General features: G+C 65.5%; 21 protein-coding genes and 1 pseudogene. 12 read left to right on the top strand and 10 right to left on the bottom strand.

The annotated features are described in order from the left end of the window. The first annotated feature begins 9 nt into the window (after positions 1-9). Entirely contained in the window at positions 10-369 is a 360-nt protein-coding gene (locus tag PRtIB026_RS10705) for a transposase (protein ID WP_075043813.1), read from the top strand. Continuing rightward, a complete protein-coding gene (locus PRtIB026_RS10700; protein WP_324256565.1) occupies positions 366-1,211 on the top strand; it encodes an IS3 family transposase in 846 nt (281 codons plus the stop codon). The genes PRtIB026_RS10705 and PRtIB026_RS10700 overlap by 4 nt, the downstream gene beginning before the upstream one ends. A 154-nt stretch (positions 1,212-1,365) precedes the next feature. Here the strand turns inward: PRtIB026_RS10700 and PRtIB026_RS10695 are convergent, their stop codons facing one another. Continuing rightward, positions 1,366-2,016: a thiopurine S-methyltransferase gene (locus PRtIB026_RS10695; RefSeq protein ID WP_203647571.1), complete on the bottom strand. Its 651-nt coding sequence runs from the start codon at positions 2,014-2,016 to the stop codon at positions 1,366-1,368. Between the two features lie 101 nt (positions 2,017-2,117). On the opposite strand from PRtIB026_RS10695, the gene PRtIB026_RS10690 reads away from it, so the two are divergent. After that, the gene (locus tag PRtIB026_RS10690) at positions 2,118-2,870 is read left to right on the top strand and encodes a DODA-type extradiol aromatic ring-opening family dioxygenase (RefSeq protein WP_203647572.1); all 753 of its coding nucleotides are present in this window, start codon (positions 2,118-2,120) and stop codon (positions 2,868-2,870) included. 138 nt (positions 2,871-3,008) lie between these two features. On the opposite strand, the pseudogene PRtIB026_RS10685 reads toward PRtIB026_RS10690, so the two are convergent. Together PRtIB026_RS10685 and PRtIB026_RS10680 are read right to left on the bottom strand one after the other, a co-directional pair. Next, positions 3,009-4,719, bottom strand: a pseudogene (locus PRtIB026_RS10685) (DEAD/DEAH box helicase). A 397-nt stretch (positions 4,720-5,116) separates the two neighbouring features. After that, positions 5,117-5,872: a spermidine synthase gene (locus PRtIB026_RS10680; RefSeq protein WP_203647574.1), complete on the bottom strand. Its 756-nt coding sequence runs from the start codon at positions 5,870-5,872 to the stop codon at positions 5,117-5,119. A 116-nt stretch (positions 5,873-5,988) separates the two neighbouring features. Between PRtIB026_RS10680 and PRtIB026_RS10675 the strand changes: the two genes are divergently transcribed. Next, entirely contained in the window at positions 5,989-7,335 is a 1,347-nt protein-coding gene (locus PRtIB026_RS10675) for a class II 3-deoxy-7-phosphoheptulonate synthase (protein WP_028691729.1), read from the top strand. Here the strand turns inward: PRtIB026_RS10675 and PRtIB026_RS10670 are convergent. Both PRtIB026_RS10670 and PRtIB026_RS10665 read right to left on the bottom strand, forming a co-directional pair. Then, complete coding sequence (locus PRtIB026_RS10670; RefSeq protein ID WP_203647575.1) at positions 7,316-8,584, bottom strand: winged helix-turn-helix domain-containing protein; 1,269 nt, start codon at positions 8,582-8,584, stop codon at positions 7,316-7,318. The genes PRtIB026_RS10675 and PRtIB026_RS10670 overlap by 20 nt on opposite strands. Positions 8,585-8,692: 108 nt before the next feature. Next, positions 8,693-8,911 carry a DUF1127 domain-containing protein gene (locus PRtIB026_RS10665; protein WP_028691731.1) on the bottom strand — a complete coding sequence of 73 codons (219 nt, stop codon included), beginning with the start codon at positions 8,909-8,911 and terminating at the stop codon, positions 8,693-8,695. Positions 8,912-9,007: 96 nt separating this feature from the next. Between PRtIB026_RS10665 and PRtIB026_RS10660 the strand changes: the two genes are divergently transcribed. After that, positions 9,008-9,859 (top strand): LysR substrate-binding domain-containing protein, encoded by an 852-nt coding sequence (locus PRtIB026_RS10660; RefSeq protein ID WP_203647576.1) that lies wholly within the window; start codon positions 9,008-9,010, stop codon positions 9,857-9,859. Positions 9,860-9,925: 66 nt separating this feature from the next. Here the strand turns inward: PRtIB026_RS10660 and PRtIB026_RS10655 are convergent, their stop codons facing one another. Further along, positions 9,926-10,675, bottom strand: coding sequence for a sulfite exporter TauE/SafE family protein (locus PRtIB026_RS10655; protein ID WP_203647577.1), 750 nt, complete (start codon positions 10,673-10,675; stop codon positions 9,926-9,928). 117 nt (positions 10,676-10,792) lie between these two features. On the opposite strand from PRtIB026_RS10655, the gene PRtIB026_RS10650 reads away from it, so the two are divergent. From PRtIB026_RS10650 to PRtIB026_RS10640, 3 genes are all read left to right on the top strand, one after another. Next, entirely contained in the window at positions 10,793-11,749 is a 957-nt protein-coding gene (locus PRtIB026_RS10650) for a LysR family transcriptional regulator (RefSeq protein WP_203647578.1), read from the top strand. A 55-nt stretch (positions 11,750-11,804) separates the two neighbouring features. After that, positions 11,805-12,260, top strand: a complete 456-nt coding sequence (locus PRtIB026_RS10645) for a MarR family winged helix-turn-helix transcriptional regulator (protein WP_203647579.1) — start codon at positions 11,805-11,807, stop codon at positions 12,258-12,260. Positions 12,261-12,390: 130 nt separating this feature from the next. Next, positions 12,391-12,819 (top strand): organic hydroperoxide resistance protein, encoded by a 429-nt coding sequence (locus PRtIB026_RS10640; RefSeq protein ID WP_023632623.1) that lies wholly within the window; start codon positions 12,391-12,393, stop codon positions 12,817-12,819. 213 nt (positions 12,820-13,032) lie between these two features. On the opposite strand, the gene efp is transcribed toward PRtIB026_RS10640, so the two are convergent. Together efp and earP are read right to left on the bottom strand one after the other, a co-directional pair. After that, positions 13,033-13,602, bottom strand: a complete 570-nt coding sequence (gene efp, locus PRtIB026_RS10635) for an elongation factor P (protein WP_060483780.1) — start codon at positions 13,600-13,602, stop codon at positions 13,033-13,035. Positions 13,603-13,650: 48 nt separating this feature from the next. After that, positions 13,651-14,784, bottom strand: a complete 1,134-nt coding sequence (gene earP, locus PRtIB026_RS10630; RefSeq protein ID WP_203647580.1) for an elongation factor P maturation arginine rhamnosyltransferase EarP — start codon at positions 14,782-14,784, stop codon at positions 13,651-13,653. A gap of 133 nt (positions 14,785-14,917) precedes the next feature. Between earP and PRtIB026_RS10625 the strand changes: the two genes are divergently transcribed. Both PRtIB026_RS10625 and PRtIB026_RS10620 read left to right on the top strand, forming a co-directional pair. Further along, a complete protein-coding gene (locus PRtIB026_RS10625; RefSeq protein WP_110736656.1) occupies positions 14,918-15,316 on the top strand; it encodes a hypothetical protein in 399 nt (132 codons plus the stop codon). Between the two features lie 2 nt (positions 15,317-15,318). Continuing rightward, positions 15,319-15,801: a GreA/GreB family elongation factor gene (locus tag PRtIB026_RS10620; RefSeq protein WP_203647581.1), complete on the top strand. Its 483-nt coding sequence runs from the start codon at positions 15,319-15,321 to the stop codon at positions 15,799-15,801. Positions 15,802-15,995: 194 nt separating this feature from the next. On the opposite strand, the gene PRtIB026_RS10615 is transcribed toward PRtIB026_RS10620, so the two are convergent. Then, the gene (locus PRtIB026_RS10615) at positions 15,996-16,928 is read right to left on the bottom strand and encodes a LysR family transcriptional regulator (RefSeq protein ID WP_203652691.1); all 933 of its coding nucleotides are present in this window, start codon (positions 16,926-16,928) and stop codon (positions 15,996-15,998) included. Between the two features lie 125 nt (positions 16,929-17,053). On the opposite strand from PRtIB026_RS10615, the gene PRtIB026_RS10610 reads away from it, so the two are divergent. Continuing rightward, positions 17,054-17,803, top strand: coding sequence for a 3-oxoacyl-ACP reductase family protein (locus PRtIB026_RS10610; RefSeq protein WP_110736651.1), 750 nt, complete (start codon positions 17,054-17,056; stop codon positions 17,801-17,803). Between the two features lie 138 nt (positions 17,804-17,941). Here PRtIB026_RS10610 and PRtIB026_RS10605 read toward each other — a convergent pair whose 3' ends face one another. Then, a complete protein-coding gene (locus PRtIB026_RS10605; protein ID WP_203647582.1) occupies positions 17,942-18,820 on the bottom strand; it encodes a LysR family transcriptional regulator in 879 nt (292 codons plus the stop codon). 108 nt (positions 18,821-18,928) lie between these two features. Between PRtIB026_RS10605 and PRtIB026_RS10600 the strand changes: the two genes are divergently transcribed. Then, the gene (locus PRtIB026_RS10600; RefSeq protein ID WP_267813800.1) at positions 18,929-20,128 is read left to right on the top strand and encodes an MFS transporter; all 1,200 of its coding nucleotides are present in this window, start codon (positions 18,929-18,931) and stop codon (positions 20,126-20,128) included. The last annotated feature ends 59 nt before the right edge of the window (positions 20,129-20,187 follow it).

Here is a 20,187-nt window from a genome sequence, read left to right as displayed (position 1 = left end):
ACTGGCCTAATGATTTTGGACACCTTCATCGGGCGCTATGATGGCGCCCAATTGGAGGCAAAATCAGTGCGTAAATCTTATTCAAGAGAATACAAAGTCCAAGCTGCCGAAATGGTGCTGGACGGTGGGCAGTCAGTTCCTGAGGTCTGTGCCGCCCTTGGGCTGGGCCCTACCGCGCTTCGCCGCTGGGTTGATCAGGTGCGTGAAGAGAGAGCCGGTAAGGTTCCGGCTGGAGCCAAAGCGATCACACCCGAGCAGCAACGAATTGAAGAACTCGAAGCGCTGGTTCGGCAAAAGGATCGGGATATCGAAATCCTAAAAAAGGCCAGTGCTCTCCTGCTTCGGGACTCCAAAGATCGTTCTCGCTGATCAACGAGCTGAGTGAGCAATACCCTGTTGTCGACTGCTGCCGCGTGCTTGGGGTTAAGCGCAGCAGTTTCTATGCGTGGCGTAAACGGCAAGGACGTGAAAACCCGGCAAGAGATGCGCTACGCCTGCTGGTAATCAAGCACTTCAACGCATCGCGAAGTGCTTCTGGCTCGCGAACCCTGGCGCAGGAATTGCGGCACGAAGGCCATGAAATAGGACGATACAAGGTGCGTGCGCTAATGCGTGAAGCTGGCCTGAAGTGCAAACAGCGCAGGCCGCACCGCTATCGGTCATCAGGGGCAGAAGCGTTGATCGCCGAGAATCAGCTGAAGCGCAATTTCAAGGTTTCGGCGATCAATGAGGTTTGGTGTGGCGATGTGACCTATATCCAGGTTGGCAGGCGCTGGCTGTACCTAGCCGCCGTGATTGACCTCTATGCCCGTCGCGTAGTGGGTTGGGCATTCTCGATGATTGCAGATGCCAACTTAGCTTGTAACGCCCTGCGCATGGCCGCTGAATCGCGGGGTAGGCCGGCGGGCGTAATGTTTCATTCAGACCAGGGCTGTCAGTACACCAGCCATAAATTCAGAGCCGCGCTCGATGAGTACAACTTGAACCAGAGCATGAGCCATCGAGGCCAATGCTGGGATAACGCTGCCATGGAGCGATTCTTCGGAGCATTGAAATCAGAATGGGTGCCGGCAGAGGGTTACGAGACCGAAGCGCAGGCACGAGTGGATATCCAGGCTTATCTGATGCGCTACAACCTCAAGCGCCTCCACAGCTACAACGGCTATGAAACGCCAGTAGCCATGGAGGAAAAGCTCAAGGCAGCGGCATGAACCTTAACCGGTGTCCAAAATTACTTGACCAGTTCACCTTGCGCCGCGAAAGGGCTGCGCAGCAGCCCCAGGATCTTGGCATCATGCAAAATCGCCGGGGCTGCTGCGCAGCCCTTTCGCGGCACAAGGCCGCTCCTACAGGGTTGAAGCCAGCTTAGCGCCGAACGCTGTAGACTCGCTCAAGCAGGCTTTCAACACCGGCCTTCAGAAACTTCGGGCTCTCGTCCAAAATCTCCCGCGCCTCGACCTCATCGACCCACCACCCGGCAAACCCTGCCCGCACTTCGGCGTCCGGCACCGAAAACGGCGGCCCGTCGATCAATCCCTGGTCGTAATCCAGGGTCACCAACAGCCCGCGACAGGCCGCCGGCAACTGCTCACCCAACAACGCCATGTAGCGCTCGCGCATTGCCACCGGCAAGGCGATCAGCGCCGCCCGGTCATATACCCCCGCGCAGTCCGCCAGATCCTCGGCGCACAGGGCAAACACATCCCCGCACCACAGCTCCACCTCGTCGCTGCGCCACACCTCGAAGGCACCGTGCCGGGCAATCTGCGCCACCAGGCCATGTTCGGTGAAGAAGTCCGCCACCGCCCTGCGCGACAGCTCCACCCCCAGCACCCGATAACCCTGGGCGGCCAGCCAGAGCAGGTCCAGGCTCTTGCCACACAGCGGCACCAACACCCGCGCGCCCGGGGCCAGCCCCAAGGTCGGCCAGTGCGCCTGCAGGTACGGGTTCACCTGGGATTGGTGAAAGCCGATCTGGTTGTCCGCCCACCGCTTGTGCCAGAACGCTGGCTCCATGATTCCTCCCGGTTTTTCGATAAAAGCCTGTGAAAACTTATATTGGATCTCGATCGAAGGCTGATCGAAGATGGCAGCATCTTACCTGCCAGGACCCCGCCATGCTGCCCAACCTGTTCATCTCCCACGGATCGCCCATGCTCGCCCTGCAACCCGGTGCCAGTGGCCCGGCCCTGGCCGCGCTGGCCCGTGCCCTGCCCCGGCCGAAGGCGATCGTGGTGGTGTCGGCGCACTGGGAAAGCCGCGAGCTGCTGGTGATGGGCAACGCTCAGCCGCAGACCTGGCATGACTTCCATGGTTTTCCGCCGGCGCTGTATGCCGTGCAATACCCCGCGCCCGGCGCGCCGGAACTGGCCCAGCGGATCGCCGAGCGCCTGGGCGCGCAGCTGGACTCGCAGCGGCCCTTCGACCATGGTGCCTGGGTGCCGCTTTCACTGATGTATCCCGAGGCGGATATTCCGGTGGTTCAGGTGTCGCTGCCCAGCCAGGCCGGCCCTGATCTGCAACTGAAGGTTGGCCGGGCGCTGTCGACACTGCGCGAGGAAGGCATCCTGCTGATCGGCTCGGGCAGCATCACCCACAACCTGGGCGAGCTGGACTGGCATGCCGGGCCGGATGCGGTCGAGCCCTGGGCGCTGGCGTTTCGTGACTGGGTGGTGGAGCGGTTGAACGCTGGGGATGAGGCGGCGCTGGTGGATTATCGGCGGCAGGCGCCGTTTGCGCTGCGTAACCATCCCAGTGATGAGCATCTGTTGCCGTTGTTCTTTGCCATGGGGGCTGGTGGGCGGTTTGGCATTGTGCACCAGGGGTTTACGCTGGGGGCGCTGGGGATGGATATCTATCGGTTCGACTGACGGGCCTCTTCGCGGGTAAACCCGCTCCCACAGGTACAGCGCGATACCTGGGGGAGCGGGTTTACCCGCGAAGAGGCCGGGACAGGCAAAAAAAATCCCCGACCAAAAAGCCGGGGATTTTTTATTGCAGCGCCAGGATCAGTCTTCGCGGTAACGGCGCAGCTTCAGCTGCTTGCCGGCCACGCGGGTGTCCTTGAGCTTGGTCAGCAGGCGCTCGAGACCGTCTTCCGGCAGCTCGACCAGGCTGAAGCTGTCACGCACCTGGATACGACCGATGGCGTCACGCGCCAGGCCACCCTCGTTGAGGATCGCGCCCAGCAGGTTCTTGGCGGCGATGCCGTCACGGGCACCCAGGGCGGTACGGCAACGCACGCGGCCTTCGGCCAGCGGCATCGGCGCGCGGCGCTCGCGGTCACCACGGTCCGGACGCTCGCCACGCTCGGTACGCTCAGTGCGCTCACGCGGGCTGTAGGTCGGTACCAGCGGCTGCTCGCGCTCCACCGAAGCCAGGTCCAGCGCCTGACCGTTGGTGGCCTTGCGCAGCAGGGCCGAGGCCAGGGCACGGGCACTGCAACCCAGGTCGGCGGTCAGGCGGTCGAACAGCTCGCCGTGGCTGGCCTCGGATTCGGCCACCAGCGGCGCCAGGCTCTTGGTCAGCTTCTTGATGCGCGCATCCAGCACGGCTTGCGGGTTAGGCAGGCGGGCTTCGGCGACTTTCTGACCGGTGACACGCTCGATCACCTGCAGCATGCGACGCTCACGCGGGGTGACCAGCAGCAGCGCGCGGCCATCGCGACCGGCACGGCCGGTACGGCCGATACGGTGCACGTAGGACTCCGGATCGTACGGCATGTCGACGTTGAACACGTGGGTGATGCGCGGTACGTCCAGACCACGGGCAGCGACGTCGGTGGCGACGACGATGTCCAGGCGGCCGTCCTTGAGCGAGTCGATCACGCGCTCACGCTGGTTCTGGGCAATGTCGCCGTTCAGCGCGGCAGCCTTGTAGCCTTTGGCTTCCAGGGCGGCGGCCAGGTCCAGGGTGGCTTGCTTGGTGCGCACGAAGGCGATCAGCGCGTCGAACTCTTCCACTTCCAGCAGGCGCAGCACGGCCGGGATCTTCTGGTCGGCGTGGACCATCAGGTGGGCCTGCTCGATCGCGGTCACGGTCTGGGTCTTGCTCTGGATCTTGACGTGCTTCGGCTCGCGCAGGTGGCGCTCGGCGATGGCACGGATCGAGGCCGGCAGGGTGGCGGAGAACAGCACGGTCTGGCGGGTGGCAGGGATGGCGTCGAAGATCACTTCGAGGTCATCCATGAAGCCCAGCTTGAGCATCTCGTCGGCTTCGTCGAGTACCAGGTACTGGACGGTGGACAGGACTTTCTCGTCGCGGCGCAGGTGGTCGCACAGGCGGCCCGGGGTGGCGACGACGATCTGTGCGCCATTGCGAATGGCACGCAGCTGTGGGCCCATCGGGGCACCACCGTACACGGCCACCACGTTAACGCCCGGCATCTGCTTGGCGTAGGTTTCGAAAGCGGTGGCTACTTGCAGCGCCAACTCACGGGTTGGCGCCAGGATCAGGGCTTGCGGTTCGCGCTTGCTCACGTCGATCTTGTTGAGGATCGGCAGGGCGAAGGCAGCGGTCTTGCCGGTGCCAGTCTGCGCCTGGCCGATCATGTCGTGACCGGCGAGGATGATCGGGATCGACTGTTGCTGGATGGCCGACGGCTCTTCATAGCCGGTGGCCAGGACGGCAGCAACGATGTTCGGATTGAGTTCGAGAGCGGCGAATCCGCCGGTTTCCTGGGTCATGGGTCTGCCTCTAGGTGCATCCGCAAAGACCCATGCTCCAAAGCTGCACATGCCTTGAAAGACCAGTCGGTCACCCAGGCAGCTTTGGCGGCGGGGATTTGCGAAAACGATTGAAATAGGAACGTCTTGGGAAGGTCCGCCTAGCGGACGCGCAGCCGAAGCTGGATTCGGAGGATTTGCACCACCTGATTTTGAGGTCCGCTAAAAGACCGGCGCGTACTATACCCGAAATAGCCGTGAATTGTGAGAAATATTTCGAAGATCAAGGGCCATATTGGATCCAGGCTGAATCGTTTCCCTGTAGGAGCGGCCTTGTGCCGCGAATGGGCCGCAATGCGGCCCCAGGATGTGTGCCTACCTCAAGATCGCCGGGGCCGCTGTGCGGCCCTTTCGCGGCACAAGGCCGCTCCTACAGGGGGCGCACACTCGGATCAGGTCGCCGGGCGGATTTCCTTGATCAGGTACTCCAGCGAATAGCCCAGCTGCGGCGCCAAGGCTTCGGCCCGCGCCCGCACGGCATCGATATCCAGCGTCTGCTCCAGGTCCGCCGGCACCAGCACGATCACGTTGCCCTCCTTCACCGGCAGCTCCCAGTAATGGCGGTGGTACAAACCACGCAACAAGGCTGCGCCCAGCGGCTTGCCGTCGTCCCCGGCCCACTGGTTGATCACCAGCCAGCCATCGGGGTTCAGCTGCTTCTGGCAGTTCTCCAGGAAGCCCCAGGCCAGGTGGCCGACACCGGGACCATAGTCGGTATAAAGGTCGACGAACAGCAGGTCGGCCTTCTCCGCGCTGGGCAAAAGCTCGAGGGCGTCGCCCACCCGTACATACAGCCGCGGGTCGTCGTCCAGGCCCATGTACTCCATGGCCAGGCGCGGCACGTCGGGGCGCAGCTCGATGGCCTCGACATCCTCCAGCGGCAGGAACTTCAGGCACGCCTGGGTCAGGGTGCCGGCGCCAAGGCCGAGGAACAGCGCGCTCTCCGGCTGCCCGTGGCACAGCGCGCCGACCAGCATGGCGCGGGTGTAGTCGTACTCCAGCCAGCTCGGGTCGGCGGTGAAGGTGCAGCTCTGCTCGATGGCGTCGCCGAACTCGAGGAAGCGATAGTCATCCACCTCGTACACGCTGATGACGCCAAAGGCGTCCTCGACCCGTGCCAGCAGCCGCTCTTCCCGCTCCGTCGCCATCCTTACCACCTGCCCGCGCAAAACGTGCATTGTCCGCCAATGCCGGTGGTGCAACAAGCACACCCGGGCGTACCATGGCTGGCAGGCCTTAACGACACTTATGGATAGAGCTTGCGATGACCCGACAATGGACCCCTGACAGCTGGCGCGCCCTGCCGATCCAGCAGCAACCGATCTACCCCGACGCCGCGCACCTGCTGAAGGTGGAGCAAACCCTGGCCAGCTACCCGCCACTGGTGTTTGCCGGCGAGGCACGCGAGCTGCGCCGGCAGTTCGCCGAAGTGACCCAGGGCCGGGCGTTCCTGCTGCAGGGCGGCGACTGCGCCGAGAGCTTCGCCGAATTCTCCGCGGCGAAGATCCGCGACACCTTCAAGGTGCTGCTGCAGATGGCCATTGTCATGACCTTCGCCGCCGGCTGCCCGGTGGTCAAGGTCGGGCGCATGGCCGGCCAGTTCGCCAAGCCGCGCTCGGCCAATGACGAGACCATCGGCGACATCACCCTGCCCGCCTACCGTGGCGACATCGTCAACGGCATCGGTTTCGACGAAAAGAGCCGCGTTCCCGACCCCGAGCGCCTGCTGCAGGCCTACCACCAGGCCACCGCCAGCCTCAACCTGCTGCGCGCCTTCGCCCAGGGCGGCTTCGCCGACCTGCACCAGGTGCACAAGTGGAACCTGGACTTCATCGCCAACTCGGCGCTGGCCGACAAGTACCACCAGTTGGCCAACCGCATCGACGAGACCCTGGCCTTCATGCGCGCCTGCGGCCTGGACACCGCGCCGCAACTGCGCGAGACCAGCTTCTTCACCGCCCACGAAGCGTTGCTGCTCAACTACGAGGAAGCCTTCGTGCGCAGCGACAGCCTGACCGGCGACTACTACGACTGCTCGGCGCACATGCTGTGGATCGGCGACCGCACCCGCCAGCTCGACGGCGCCCATGTCGAGTTCCTGCGCGGCGTGCACAACCCGATCGGGGTCAAGGTCGGCCCGAGCATGAACCCCGAGGAGCTGATCCGCCTGATCGATGTGCTCAACCCGGACAACGACCCGGGCCGCCTGAACCTGATCGTGCGCATGGGCGCCGGCAAGGTCGGCGACCACCTGCCGGGGCTGATCCGCACCGTGCAGCGCGAGGGGCGCCAGGTGCTGTGGAGCTCCGACCCGATGCACGGCAACACCATCAAGGCCAGCAGCGGCTACAAGACCCGCGATTTCGCGCAGATCCTCGATGAGGTCAAGCAGTTCTTCCAGGTGCACCAGGCCGAGGGCAGCCACGCTGGCGGCATTCATATCGAGATGACCGGGCAGAACGTCACCGAGTGCATCGGCGGCGCCCGGCCGATCACCGAAGATGCCCTGTCAGACCGCTACCACACCCACTGCGACCCGCGGATGAACGCCGATCAGTCGCTGGAGCTGGCGTTCCTGATCGCCGAAACCCTCAAGCAGGTACGCCGCTGAGCAATGCCTGACGCAGCCGGCTGCCCTCGGCGCGGGGGCAGTTGAGCTGCACCTGCGCCAGGCCCAGCCAGTTGGCCAGCTGCCGCAGGCTGAGCGCCAGCGCCTGGTAGCCCGCCTCGTCCAGCCCCAACGCCTCTTCGTGCACCGCATGCACCGCCAGGCGCCCGTGGGCGCGCTCGGCACGCAGGTCCAGGCGGGCGGCGATGCGCCCGTCGTGCAGGAATGGCAGCACGTAGTAGCCGTACACCCGCTTATGCGCCGGCGTGTAGATCTCCAGGCGGTAGCGGAAATCGAACAGGCGCTCGGTACGCTCGCGCGCCCAGACCAGCGAATCGAACGGCGAGAGCAAGGCGCTGGCTTCGATGCGCCTGGGAATCCGTGGCACCCCCGCGACATAGGCCGGTTGTTTCCAGCCCTGCACGGTGCAGGCCTGCAGGTGCCCGGCCTCGACCAATACGGCCAGGGCGGCCTTGCTCTGCTGCGGCGAGAGGCGAAAGTAGTCGCGCAGGTCCTGTTCGGTGGCCACGCCCAGGGCGCCGGCGGCATGCAGCAGCAAGCCCTGGTGCGCTTCGGCCTCGCTGGGCCGGGCCTGATCGAGGATGGCCGCCGGCAGCACCCGCTCGGGCAGGTCGTACAGGCGCTCGAAACCGCGACGCCCGGCCACGGTGACCTCGCCGGCGGCGAACAGCCATTCCAGCGCGTGCTTCTCTTCGCTCCAGTCCCACCAGGGGCCGGCGCGCTCCTCACGGGTGGACAGGCTGCCCGCGCCCAGCGCGCCCTGGTCGCGCACCGCCGCCAGCACCCGCTCGATCACCTCGCGCCGCTCGCGGCCGAACGCGGCCAGTTGCCGGTAGATGCCCTTGCCGTCGGCGGCGTGGGCCATGCGCCAGCGCATCAGCGGGTACAGCGCCAGCGGCAGCAGCGATGCTTCATGACCCCAATATTCGAACAATCGGCGCTGGCGGCGCTGGCCCCAGGCGAGCTGGTCAAGCAGGTCGTGCGGGTAGTCGCCCAGGCGCGAAAACAGCGGCAGGTAGTGGGAGCGCACCAGGGCATTGACCGAGTCGATCTGCACCACGCCTAGGCGCTGGAACATGCGCGTGAGACTGCCAAGGGTCGGCGGGCTGCCGGGCGACTTGCCGAAGCCCTGAGCGGACAGGGCCAGACGGCGGGCCTGGTGGATAGACAGTTCGAGGGGCAATGGAGGTACCTCACAGTGGCTCTGCAACTCATTCTGTGTCTGCACCATAGCATTCGCGGGTAAACCCGCTCCCACAGGGTTACCGTTGACCAGGGAACAACAGCGAACCTGTGGGAGCGGGTTTACCCGCGAAGAGGCTAGCAAAGCCTTCACGGCCTATTTACGCAACGGATCCTCCCAGAAATGCCGGTCGGCCTCCTGCTGGATATCCGCCCGCGACAACCCCAGGTCGTGCAGCGTGGCATCGCTCAGGCGCGCCAGTTCGTCGCGTTGGCGGTGCAGCTCGTACCAGCGCAGCAGCCGCCCGCCGGCATCGTGCAGCAGGTGGCCGAGGGTAGACCCAGGCTGGTGAGCAACGTTGAAATGACCTTTCATCTTGACGCCCTCCTTGTGGATGGCTCCAGTCTCTGCCCAGGCCTAAGATCAATCCAACGAATGTTTCTGATGTCATGCATCTCGGAGATTGATGCCATGTCCCAGTATCAGAGTCTCGACGCGGACGTGCTGCGCACCTTCGTCGCCATCGCCGAGCAAGGCGGCTTCACCCGCGCCGGCGAGGTGGTCAACCGCACCCAGTCGGCGGTGAGCATGCAGATGAAGCGCCTGGAAGAGGACATCCTGCAGCGCCAGCTGTTCGAGCGCGACGGCCGCCAGGTGCGCCTCACCGCCGAGGGCCAGGTCCTGCTGGGCTATGCCCGGCGCATCCTCAAGCTGCACGGCGAGGTGTTCAACACCCTGCGCATGCCGCACATGGTTGGCGTGGTGCGCATCGGTACCCCGGACGACTACGCCATACGCTACCTGCCGGGCATCCTCACCCGCTTCGCCCAGGCGTACCCGTTGATCCATGTCGAGGTGCACTGCGACTCGTCCAAGCAGCTGATGCTGCGCCAGGACCTGGACCTGACCATCGTCACCCGCGAGCCGGGTAACGAGGTCGGCCAGCTACTGCGCCAGGAGCGCCTGGTGTGGGCCGCGGCCAAGGGCTTCTGCCCCCACGAGCAGCGGCCGATGCCGCTGGCACTGTTCAACACCGACTGTTTCTGCCGCGCCTGGACCTGCAACGCCCTGGAGCGCCAGGGCATCGAATACCGCATCGCCTACACCAGCCCGAGCCTGGCGGCGATCTTCGCCATCGTGCATGCCGGCCTGGCGGTGACCGCGCAGCTACAGAGCCTGATCGGCGGCGACCTGCGCATCCTCGGCGCGGACGACGGCCTGCCGCAGTTGCACATGGCCAATGTGATGCTGCTGCGCAACGACCAGCAGCATTCGCCGATCACCGACTGCATGGCCGAGTACATCGTCGAAGGGTTCAAATAAGCATCCCGCCCGCCCCCTGTAGGAGCGGGCTTGTCCCGCGATGGGCCGCAACGCGGCCCCGGCTATCTAGAGCTCGAACCCAAGCATCACCGCACACACCACCAAAAACCCGCAGAACAGCGTGCGTAACACCCTCTCCGGCAACGCATGGGCCAGCTTCACCCCCCAGCTGATGCTCAGCAACCCACCCACAGCCAGCGGAACCCCGATGCTCCAGTCGACACTCTGGTGCAGCCCATAGGTCAGCAAGGTCACCATGGTGCTAGGCGCCGCCAACGCCAGCGATAACCCCTGGGCCACCACCTGGGTAGTGCCGAACACCGAGGTCAGGATCGGCGTGGCCACCACCGCCCCGCCCACGCCGAACAGCCCGCCCATGGTCCCGGCGAAGCTGCCCAGCACACCCAGCCAGGGCCACGGATAGCGCAGCTGGTTGCTCGGCGGCCTGACCGGCAGAAACATCCGCGCCACGTTCCAGATCGCCAGCGCCACCAGGAATCCGACGAAGTACAGGCGCATCGACTGGGCATCGATGCCCACCGCCCAGATCGACCCCAGCCAGGCGAACACGAAGCTGCACAGCGACAACGGCACGGCGTGGCGTAGCTCGATACGGTTGCGCTGGTGATAGCGCCACAGCGCCAGCAGCACGTTGGGCACCACCATCACCAGCGCGGTGCCCTGGGCCAGCTGCTGGTCAAGGCCGAACAGCACGCCCAGCGCCGGAATGGCGATCAACCCGCCGCCGATGCCGAACAGCCCACCCAGGGTGCCGAGCGCGGCCCCCAGCACGATATACATCACCCACTCGATCATCAGCGCCTCTTCCGCCTGCTTTCAGAGAATGAGGGCATGCTAGCCAGTCGCGGCTGGCGGGGAAACGCACAGCAGCGCACAATGGCTTTGCGTATTTCGCACAAGCATCGAGCCACCATGAGCCCCGACATCCTCACCGAACAACTCTGCCTGTTCCTCGACGTGCTGGAAACCGGCAGTTTCTCCGCCGCCGCCCGGCGCCACCCGTTGACACCCTCCGCCGTGGCGCGGCGCATCGACAGCCTGGAAAGCGCGGTGGGCAGCCGCCTGTTTTCGCGCAGTACCCACGCCGTGCGCCCGACACCGGCCGGCAACGCCTTCGCCGAACGGGCCCGGCGCATCATCGAAGAGCTGCGCCTGGCGCGCGCCGAGGCGGTGTCGTTGAGCAACGCCCCGGAAGGCTTGATCCGCATCGACGCACCGGCCGCCTTCGGCCGTCGTCACCTGGCCCCGGCCATCGCTGACTTCCTGGTGGCCTACCCCGGTCTCGACGTGCAGCTGCGCCTGATCGACAGCTTCGTCGACCTGCACGGCAGCCACCTGGGCGAAGTGGACCTGGTGCTGCGCGCCGGCCCCCTGGCCGATACCCGCCTGGTGGCCACGCCCCTGGCCTACATGGTGCGCATCGCCTGTGCCAGCCCTGCGTACCTGGCCAGCCGCGGGGTGCCGGCCTGCCCCAGCGAACTGCCCGGCCACGACGGCCTCGACTGGGACGGGCTGGCCCCGCCGTTCGCCTGGCGTTTCGCGGTCGACGGCCAGACCCGCCTGTACCGTCCGGCGCGCATGCGCATGGCCGCCAACAACGCCGAGACCCTGCTGTTCGGCGCCCTGGCCGGCCTGGGCATCGCCCACCTGCCGACCTGGCTGATCAGCGACTACCTGCTGCGCGGCGAACTGGTCCCGCTGTTCTGCGACAACGGCCTGCCGCAACCTGAGACCAGCGGCATCTATGCCCTGCGCCTGGAACATGAAACGAACTCTCGCAGCCGCTTGCTGCTCGAATTTCTCAAGAGCCGTTTCAGCCCGGTGCCGCCCTGGGACCTGGCGCTGAGAAGCGAGCTGCGCTGGCAATGAGCGCACCAAGCTTTGGCGTGCTAGATTTTAACCCTTACCGATTCCAAGGACCTGCATGAACGCCGACACCCAAGCCCCCTGCAACGCGCTGCTGCTGGACAACCAGGTCTGCTTCGCCCTGCACTCGACCTCGTTGCTGATGACCAAGGTCTACAAGCCCCTGCTGCAGGCGCTGGGCCTGACCTACCCGCAGTACCTGGCCATGCTGGTCCTGTGGGAACAGGACGGCCTGACCGTGGGCGAGATCAGCCAGCGCCTGCTCACCGACCCCGGTTCGCTGACGCCGCTGCTCAAGCGCCTTGAGAGCGAAGGCCTGCTCAAGCGCAGCCGCAGCCGCGAGGATGAACGGGTGGTGCTGGTGCAACTGACCGACAAAGGCCGCGCCCTGCAGGTCGAGGCCCAGCGCGTGCCACAGTGCATTCTGCAGGCCAGCGGCCATAGCGCCGAGCAACTGCGCAAGCTGCAGGCCGACCTGCTCGCCCTGCGTGCGCAGCTGCAAGAAAACCTCTGACGTCTAAGCTGTGAGATGGCTGTTCGGATGAATGGTCGAATATTTAACTTGCGCACTAAATAATTGCGCGCTAAGTTAAGCCCATACCCACTCAGCGCCGACGGCGCACAGCACCCAAGCGAGGCTCAAGATGCAAAAGGTCACTCCGCTGTACATCGCAGAAGCCACTTCCACCGGTGGTCGTGATGGCAAATCCCGCTCCAGCGACGGCAAGCTGGAAGTCAAGCTGAGCACCCCCAAGGAGCTGGGTGGCGCGGGCGGTGACGGCACCAACCCCGAGCAGATGTTCGCCGCCGGCTACTCGGCCTGCTTCATCGGCGCGCTGAAATTCGTCGCCGGCCAGGAGAAAAAGGCCCTGCCGGCGGATGCGTCGATCACCGCCAAGGTCGGCATCGGCCAGATCCCGGGCGGTTTCGGCCTGGACATCGACCTGCACATCAACCTGCCGGGCCTGGCCCAGGCCGACGCCGAAGGGCTGGTGGAGAAGGCGCACAAGGTCTGCCCTTACTCCAACGCCACCCGCGGCAATGTGGATGTGCGGTTGCATGTGACGGTGTGATACACGATCGATGTGTAGGAGCGGCCTCGTGCCGCGAAAGGACCGCAGAGCGGTCCCGGAATGCACGAGGGCTGCTTCTTAGGTTTGCCTGATCCATGGTCGGGGGCGCTTCGCGCCCCTTTCGCGGCGCAAGGCCGCTCCTACAGGGGCCAGACAACCCGCCATAAAAAAACCCGGCCAAGGCCGGGTTTTTTGTGCTTATCGCAAGAAGGATTACTTCTTGGAACGGCCCTTGAAGCTGTTGTCGCGAGTGTCGATGTCGATCCACTCGTCGATCTGGATGAAGTCGGCAACCGAGATCTCGGTACCGTTCTTCAGCTTGGCAGGCTTCATGACCTTGCCCGAGGTGTCGCCACGTGCGGCGTTCTCGGTGTAGACGACCTGACGGCTGATGGTGGTCGGCAGTTCTACCGAGACCAGGCGGCCTTCGAAGAACACGGCTTCGCAGATGTCTTCCATGCCTTCTTCGATGTACGGCAGAACGGCGTCGATGTCTTCGGCGTTCAGTTCGTACATGGTGTAGTCGGTGGTGTCCATGAAGGTGTACGAGTCACCGCTGATGAACGACAGGGTCGCTTCTTTGCGATCCAGGATCACGTCGTCCAGCTTGTCGTCCGCACCGTATACGGTTTCGGTCTTGTAGCCGGTCAGCAGGTTCTTCAGCTTGGTCTTCATGATCGCGCTGTTACGGCCCGACTTGGTGAACTCAGCTTTCTGAACCAGCCACGGGTCGTTGTCGATCCGCAGTACGGTACCGGGTTTCAGTTCTTTACCAGTTTTCATTACGAAGTATCCGAATCTGGATGGATTTATAAAAATCGAGGCCGCGTATCATAGCGAATTTCGGTAAAACTGTACCAGCCTCGTAGCAAGGTCCGGCCGAGCGGCCTGCACGGCCTGCCACTGGCGGGCATGTTCGCGCACTTCGTCCCAGTGCGGCTGCAGCGCCTGCCAGGCCTGGCCCATCGGGCGATCCATGTTCCAGGCGCGCCACAGTTCGGTCAGCGCCTGCCCGGCGGCGGCCGACAAGCCTTGGCGATAAAGGGCGAGGAATGCCTCGAGCTTTTCCCAGTGGGCGTTCTCTTCCTGGATGTAGATGTGCCAGAGCATCGGCACGCCAGCCCATTGCGCGCGCACGAACGAGTCTTCGCCGCGCACGGCGTTGAAATCGCAGCTCCACAGCAGCCGGTCGTAGTCCTCCTGGCTGACGAAAGGCAGCACCTGCACGGTCAAGGCTCCGCGCCGATGCAGCGCGCCCACGGGCAGGTCAGCCACGCCCAGCCAGCTGCCGAGGTCTCCCAGGATGCGCCCCTGCGGTACCAGCAGATGGGTGGGATGCACATCGGCGGCCAGCACATCGAGCCAGTTGCCCAGCTGCGGGTTCTCGTAGGCGAACAGCGAGATCAGCCGGGCCCCTTCCTGGGGATGCACAGCCAATCCTGCCAGGAACTTCGCCCGCTCGCCGGGCGACTGCCGGAACGCCTGGCAACGCGGTAGCAAGGTGGCTTCACGCAGCAACCCACCGGTGTTCTCGGTGAAGCCCGGGAAGAAGAAGAACTTGCGCAGCCCATTGGCCTGGGGCGAGGGCAAGCCATGGCAGCCCTCCACCCAGTCTTCGGCACTGAGGTAGTCCAGGTTCAGCCACAAAGGCGGCGTGGGCTGACGGGCCATGGCCTCGACGTAGCCGTCCGGCAGTTGGCAAGCAAAGGCGCCTACCACCACCTGGGCTGGCTCCGCCCCTTGCCACGTGACAGGCCAGTGGCGTACCTCGACCCCTTGCCGCCACTGCTGCCCGGCCTGGCTGTCGGCGTCCGGACACAGGCGCGCGAAAGCCTGCAGGTCGTCCACCCACAGGCGCACCGCCAGGTCGTGCTCGGCCGCCAGCTGGCGCGCCAGGCGCCAGGTGACGCCGATGTCGCCATAGTTGTCGACGACCGTGCAGAAGATGTCCCAGGTGGTTTTCATCGCCACGTTCCGTTACCTGCGAAAAAAGACCGCGGATTTTGCGGATATTTGCCCGTCAGCAAAAGCGCGGCGCTGAAAAAACCTCTCGCACCATGCGAGAATGGTCCCTCGAACCGCCTGCCAGGAGGCCGCCATGCCCCGCCCCCGCGAATTGAAGATCACCCTCAGACCCGTGCAACTGGTGCTGTGCGTCGCCCTGGGTCTGTGGCTCGGCGCCGTGGCCATCGCCCTGAGCCTGTGGCTGGCCCTGCGCCTGTGGCCGGCACAGGTGCAGCCACTGGTCGAGGCCGCCGTCCCCGCCGTGGTCCAGCCTGCGCCTGCCGCCGCGCCAGCACAACCGGCCGACGCCCAGGCGCAGATGTTCGAGCACTACAAGGACATCCTGCACAAGCAGGAACTGCAACAGGCCGCCGAGGCCGCCCAGGGCAATCCGCGCAACCTGAACAGCCCCAAGTGCCAGTTCTGGCTGCAGCAGAACCGCACCGCGCCGACCGACAAGAGCCAGGCCAACGTGCTGGAGTTCTGCTACTGACCATGGACAAGGCCTGCCTGCTGCAATGCATCATCGCCACCCTCGAGCTCGACATGGAGGTGCTGCGCCGCGCCGCCCAGACCGCCTACGAGGCCGCCACCGCCGAAGAGAACATCGCCGAGAACAAGTACGACACCCTGGGGCTTGAGGCGTCGTACCTGGCCACCGGGCAGGCGCGGCGCACGGCCGAGATCCGCCAGGCGTTGCACACCTACCAGCAGTGGGTGCTGCGCGATTACGACCCGGCGCGGGGGATCCAGATCGGTTGCCTGGTGACCCTGGAAGATGAGTCGGGCCAACGGCGCCGGCTGTTCCTCGGGCCGGAAGGAGCCGGGCTGAAGGTTGGCGAGGGGGATGGGCTGGTGACGGTGATCACGCCACGCGCGCCGCTGGGACAACAACTGCTCGGCAAGCGGGTGGATGACGAGGTGAGCCTGGTGGTGGCTGGAGTGGCGCAGGTGCAGTTCATCATCGATATCGCCTGAGTGAGCCCATTGATTTAGCAGGCCCCTGTGGGAGCGGGTTTACCCGCGAAGCAGGCAGCGCGGTGACTGGCACCAGCTTCGCTGGTGTTCGCGGGTAAACCCGCTCCCACAGGAATTACGCAAGCTATTAGATTTTGAGCAAGACAGTTGCTCCCACAGGGTTGGCAATTCCCTACAGGGCTGTGCGATGGCCATCAATGACTCTGCAACGCATCGAACCGCCCCGCCAGCCCCTGCTCGGCGAACTGCTCCACCACGAAATCGATGAAGGCCCGGGTCTTACCCGGCAACAGCTTGCGCTCGGCGTAGTACAGGCTGATATGTCCATCGTCCACGTACCAGTCCGGCAACACCCGGCTCAGACGCCCGGCAGTCAGATAGGGCAAGGCGAACGGCAGGCTGACCAGGGCGATGCCCAGGCCTTGCTCGGCCACCGCGCAGGCGGCGTCTGAATCGCTCATGGTCAGGCGCTGGGGCAGTTGCAGCGGCTGTTGCTCCTGCCAGCGACTGGTCAGCGGCCAACTGCGCACCCGGCCGGTCTGCGGCGAGCGGATAAGGATGCCGGCGCACGCCTGCAACTGCTCCGGGCGGCTCAGTGGTCCGTGCTGTTGCAGGTAGCCCGGCGAAGTGACCAGCACTCGGTGTGCCGGGGTCAGCTTGCGCGCCACCACCCCCGGCGGCAGTTCGAAGCCGCCACCGATGGCGGCGTCGAAGCCCTGGCCGATCAGGTCGACCTGGCGATTGTCGAAGTGCCAGTCCGCCGTCACCGCCGGAAAACGGGCCAGGAACTCGCCCAGCAGCGGCAACACGTACAGGCGCCCGAATACCGTGCCCATGCTGACCCGCAACACGCCCGAGGGATGCCCTTCGCAGTTGGCGAGGTTGGCCACCGCGTACTGGATGGTGCGAAAGCTCTCGCTCACTTCGGCCAGAAAGCGCTGACCGGCCTCGGTCAGGGTCAACTTGCGCGTGCTGCGCAGGAACAACCGCACACCGAGCCGCGCCTCCAGCTGGGCGACGTTCTTGCCGACCGCCGCCGGGGTGAGCGACAGGCGCCTGGCCGCCTCGGCAAAGCTGCCGACTTCGGCGCTGCGAATAAAGCATTCCAGGCTGCTGAAGGATTCCATCACGGCCATTATCAACTCCTGGTTTATTCTGAGTAACTCGATTGCCATCTTATCAACAGGTAATCGAGCGCCGATACTGCGTCCATCCCAAGGCATCCGGCCTTGCTTCACTGCAGGAGATCAGCATGTCCCAAGCACTTCCCCTCACCGGTAAGGTGGCCCTGGTCCAGGGCGGTTCCCGCGGTATCGGCGCGGCCATCGTCCGCCGCCTGGCCCGCGACGGCGCCAAGGTCGCCTTCACCTATGTCAGTTCCAGCGCCAGCGCCGAAGCCCTGGCGGGTGAAATCAACAACGCCGGCGGCCAGGCCCTGGCCCTGCGCGCCGACAGCGCCGACATCCAGGCCGTGCAACAGGCCGTGGCCGACACCGCCAAGGCCTTCGGCGGTCTCGATATCCTGGTCAACAACGCCGGCGTGCTGGCGGTGGCGCCAGTGGCCGAATTCGACCTGGCCGACTTCGACCGCCTGCTGGCGATCAACGTGCGCAGCGTGTTCGTGGCCACCCAGGCAGCGGTGAAGCACATGGGCAAGGGTGGACGGATCATCAACATCGGCAGTACCAACGCCGAGCGCATGCCGTTCGCCGGCGGCGCACCCTATGCCATGAGCAAGTCGGCGCTGGTGGGCCTGACCAAGGGCCTGGCCCGGGACCTGGGGCCGCAGGGGATCACCGTCAACAATGTGCAGCCGGGGCCGGTGGACACCGACATGAACCCGGCCAGCGGCGAGTTCGCCGAGAGCCTGATTCCGTTGATGGCCATCGGGCGCTACGGGCAGGCGGATGAAATCGCCAGCTTTGTTGCCTACCTGGCGGGGCCTGAAGCAGGGTACATCACCGGGGCGAGCCTGCTGGCCGATGGTGGGTTTGCGGCCTGAGGTGCCATTCCCCTGTAGGAGCGGCCTTGTGCCGCGAAAGGGCCGCGCAGCGACCCCTGCGATCCATGCGTCGACGCTGAGATCCTGGGGCTGCCTTGCAGCCCTTTCGCGGCGCAAGGCCGCTCCTACAGGGGAGCATCAGGTCGGCGGGAGGCTCTGTTCCATGACGTCGAGGAACGCCCGCGCCGCGGGCGTGGGGCTCGGCGACCAGACCGCATACAAATGCCGCACCGGCGCATCCACCAGCGGCACCATGGCCACCCCCTGAAAACCCCGGGCGACACGCTCGGGCACCAACCCCAGCGCCATCGCGCGCTGGACGAACTTTTCCACCAGGCGAATATGGCCAATCTCGAACTGCACCCGATGCTGCAACCCCGCCGCCTGGAACGCCTCATCGGTCTGCCGGCGCGCCCCGGTGCCCTCGGGAAAGTCCACCAGCACCTCGTCGGCCAGATCGGCCAGGGCCAGCCGCGCCCTGCCCGCCAGCCGATGGCCGGGCGGCAACACCGCCACCAGTTCCTCCCGCGCCAGCAGGCGATGCTGCACGCCATGCAGCGCCTCGCCCTGCCACAGGCCGATGAAACCCACGTCCAGGCGCCGTTCGCAGACGTCTGCCATCAGCAACTCGCTCTTGGCGGTCAACCAGCGCACGTCCACATCCGGATAACGCTCATGGAACACCGCCAGCAGATCGACCAGGTCGAGCGCTGTGAGCGAGCTGATCTCGCCGATCGACAGGCGTCCACGCACCTGTCCGCAGGCGGCGGCGACATCCTCGGCCACCCGCCGCGCCGCCGCCACCGCCGGCCGGGCGCTGAGCACGAAGGCCTCGCCGGCCGGAGTCAGGCGCACGCGCCGCGAACTGCGCTCGAACAGGCTCACCCCCAACTGTGCCTCCAGCCGCGCCACCTGGTGGCTGAGGGCCGACTGCACCACATGGCAGCGCTCGGCGGCGCGGGTGAAACTGCCGGTGTCGGCCACGGCCAGGGCGTATTCGAGCTGCTTGAGGTTCATCAATCTATCTGCTTTCAAGATGGATAAGTTGAAAACTATACATTGGCGTCATGCAAGACACTTCCTGATACTTGTCGCCACACAACCTTGCCTGCAACGAGACAACCCATGAACACCCCGACTCTCGGCCGCGCCCTGATCCTGCTGATGGCCACCGCAACCGGCCTGGCCGTGGCCAGCAACTACTACGCGCAACCGCTGCTGCACAGCATCGCCCAACAGTTCGGCCTGAGCACCGCCAGCGCCGGCACCATTGTCATCGCCGCCCAGCTCAGCTACGGCGCCGGGCTGCTGTTGCTGGCGCCGCTGGGTGACCTGTTCGAGCAGCGCCGGCTGATCGTCACCATGGTGCTGATCGCCACCGCCGGGCTGCTGATCAGCGCCTGCGCGCCAAGCCTGCCGTGGCTGCTGTTCGGCACCGCGCTGACCGGGCTGTTCTCGGTGGTGGCCCAGGTATTGGTGCCCATGGCCGCCGCCCTGAGCGCCCCGGAGCAACGCGGCCGCGCCGTGGGCACGCTGATGAGCGGGCTGTTGCTGGGCATCCTGCTGGCGCGCACCGCCGCCGGCTTCATGGCCGAGCTGGGTGGCTGGCGCAGCATCTACGTGCTGGCGGCGGTGCTGATGGCAATCAGCGCCCTCGCTCTTTACCGCAGCCTGCCGCGGCACCACAGCCACGCAGGGCTCAAGTACCCGGCGCTGATCGGCTCGGTGTTTCGCCTGTTCGCCGAGGAGCCGGTACTGCGTCTGCGCTCGCTGCTGGGGTTGCTGGCGTTCAGCCTGTTCGCGCTGTTCTGGACGCCGCTGGCGTTCCTGCTGAGCAATGCGCCCTATCACTATTCCGACGCGGTGATCGGCCTGTTTGGCCTGGCCGGGGCGGTCGGTGCGCTGGCAGCCAACTGGGCCGGGCGCCTGGCTGATCGAGGCAAGGGGCCGCTGGGCACCACCGTGGGGCTGGTGGCGCTGCTGCTGTCGTGGGTACCGCTGGGATTCGCGCAGAGCTCGCTGGTGGCGTTGCTGGTGGGGGTGCTGCTGCTCGACCTGGCAGTGCAGCTGGTGCACGTGAGCAACCAGAACGCGGTGATCGTGCTGCGGCCGGAGGCGCGTACGCGGCTCAATGCCGGGTATATCACCTGTTACTTCATTGGTGGGGCGCTGGGGTCGTTGCTGGGGACGCAGCTCTTCGAGGTGCATGGCTGGGACGGGATCGTGGTGGCCGGGCTGGTGATCGGCGCGCTGGCGCTGGTGGTGTGGGGGTTGGCTGAGCGCAAGCGGGGGAAACGCCTGAGCGCCGGGATGTCCCCCCTGTAGGAGCGGCCTCGTGCCGCGAAAGGGCCGCGTAGCGACCCCGGCAGTATCAGCTTGATGCT

Source organism: Pseudomonas sp. RtIB026 (assembly GCF_016861355.2).
GTDB lineage: Bacteria > Pseudomonadota > Gammaproteobacteria > Pseudomonadales > Pseudomonadaceae > Aquipseudomonas > Aquipseudomonas peradeniyensis.
This window is presented reverse-complemented; position numbering and strand designations above follow the sequence as displayed.

Bases quoted from the DNA above. Each gene is read 5' to 3' on its own strand.
- PRtIB026_RS10610 (WP_110736651.1), top strand. From the start codon at position 17,054: ATGTCCCAAGCACTTCCCCTCACCGGTAAGGTGGCCCTGGTCCAGGGC.
- PRtIB026_RS10615 (WP_203652691.1), bottom strand. From the start codon at position 16,928: ATGGAATCCTTCAGCAGCCTGGAATGCTTTATTCGCAGCGCCGAAGTC.
- PRtIB026_RS10680 (WP_203647574.1), bottom strand. From the start codon at position 5,872: ATGGCGACGGAGCGGGAAGAGCGGCTGCTGGCACGGGTCGAGGACGCC.
- PRtIB026_RS10705 (WP_075043813.1), top strand. From the start codon at position 10: ATGATTTTGGACACCTTCATCGGGCGCTATGATGGCGCCCAATTGGAG.
- PRtIB026_RS10625 (WP_110736656.1), top strand. From the start codon at position 14,918: ATGCCCCGCCCCCGCGAATTGAAGATCACCCTCAGACCCGTGCAACTG.
- PRtIB026_RS10645 (WP_203647579.1), top strand. From the start codon at position 11,805: ATGAACGCCGACACCCAAGCCCCCTGCAACGCGCTGCTGCTGGACAAC.
- PRtIB026_RS10660 (WP_203647576.1), top strand. From the start codon at position 9,008: ATGTCCCAGTATCAGAGTCTCGACGCGGACGTGCTGCGCACCTTCGTC.
- PRtIB026_RS10655 (WP_203647577.1), bottom strand. From the start codon at position 10,675: ATGATCGAGTGGGTGATGTATATCGTGCTGGGGGCCGCGCTCGGCACC.
- PRtIB026_RS10695 (WP_203647571.1), bottom strand. From the start codon at position 2,016: ATGGAGCCAGCGTTCTGGCACAAGCGGTGGGCGGACAACCAGATCGGC.
- PRtIB026_RS10690 (WP_203647572.1), top strand. From the start codon at position 2,118: ATGCTGCCCAACCTGTTCATCTCCCACGGATCGCCCATGCTCGCCCTG.
- PRtIB026_RS10670 (WP_203647575.1), bottom strand. From the start codon at position 8,584: ATGGTGCAGACACAGAATGAGTTGCAGAGCCACTGTGAGGTACCTCCA.
- PRtIB026_RS10665 (WP_028691731.1), bottom strand. From the start codon at position 8,911: ATGAAAGGTCATTTCAACGTTGCTCACCAGCCTGGGTCTACCCTCGGC.
- PRtIB026_RS10650 (WP_203647578.1), top strand. From the start codon at position 10,793: ATGAGCCCCGACATCCTCACCGAACAACTCTGCCTGTTCCTCGACGTG.
- PRtIB026_RS10675 (WP_028691729.1), top strand. From the start codon at position 5,989: ATGACCCGACAATGGACCCCTGACAGCTGGCGCGCCCTGCCGATCCAG.
- earP (WP_203647580.1), bottom strand. From the start codon at position 14,784: ATGAAAACCACCTGGGACATCTTCTGCACGGTCGTCGACAACTATGGC.
- PRtIB026_RS10600 (WP_267813800.1), top strand. From the start codon at position 18,929: ATGAACACCCCGACTCTCGGCCGCGCCCTGATCCTGCTGATGGCCACC.
- PRtIB026_RS10605 (WP_203647582.1), bottom strand. From the start codon at position 18,820: ATGAACCTCAAGCAGCTCGAATACGCCCTGGCCGTGGCCGACACCGGC.
- efp (WP_060483780.1), bottom strand. From the start codon at position 13,602: ATGAAAACTGGTAAAGAACTGAAACCCGGTACCGTACTGCGGATCGAC.
- PRtIB026_RS10640 (WP_023632623.1), top strand. From the start codon at position 12,391: ATGCAAAAGGTCACTCCGCTGTACATCGCAGAAGCCACTTCCACCGGT.
- PRtIB026_RS10620 (WP_203647581.1), top strand. From the start codon at position 15,319: ATGGACAAGGCCTGCCTGCTGCAATGCATCATCGCCACCCTCGAGCTC.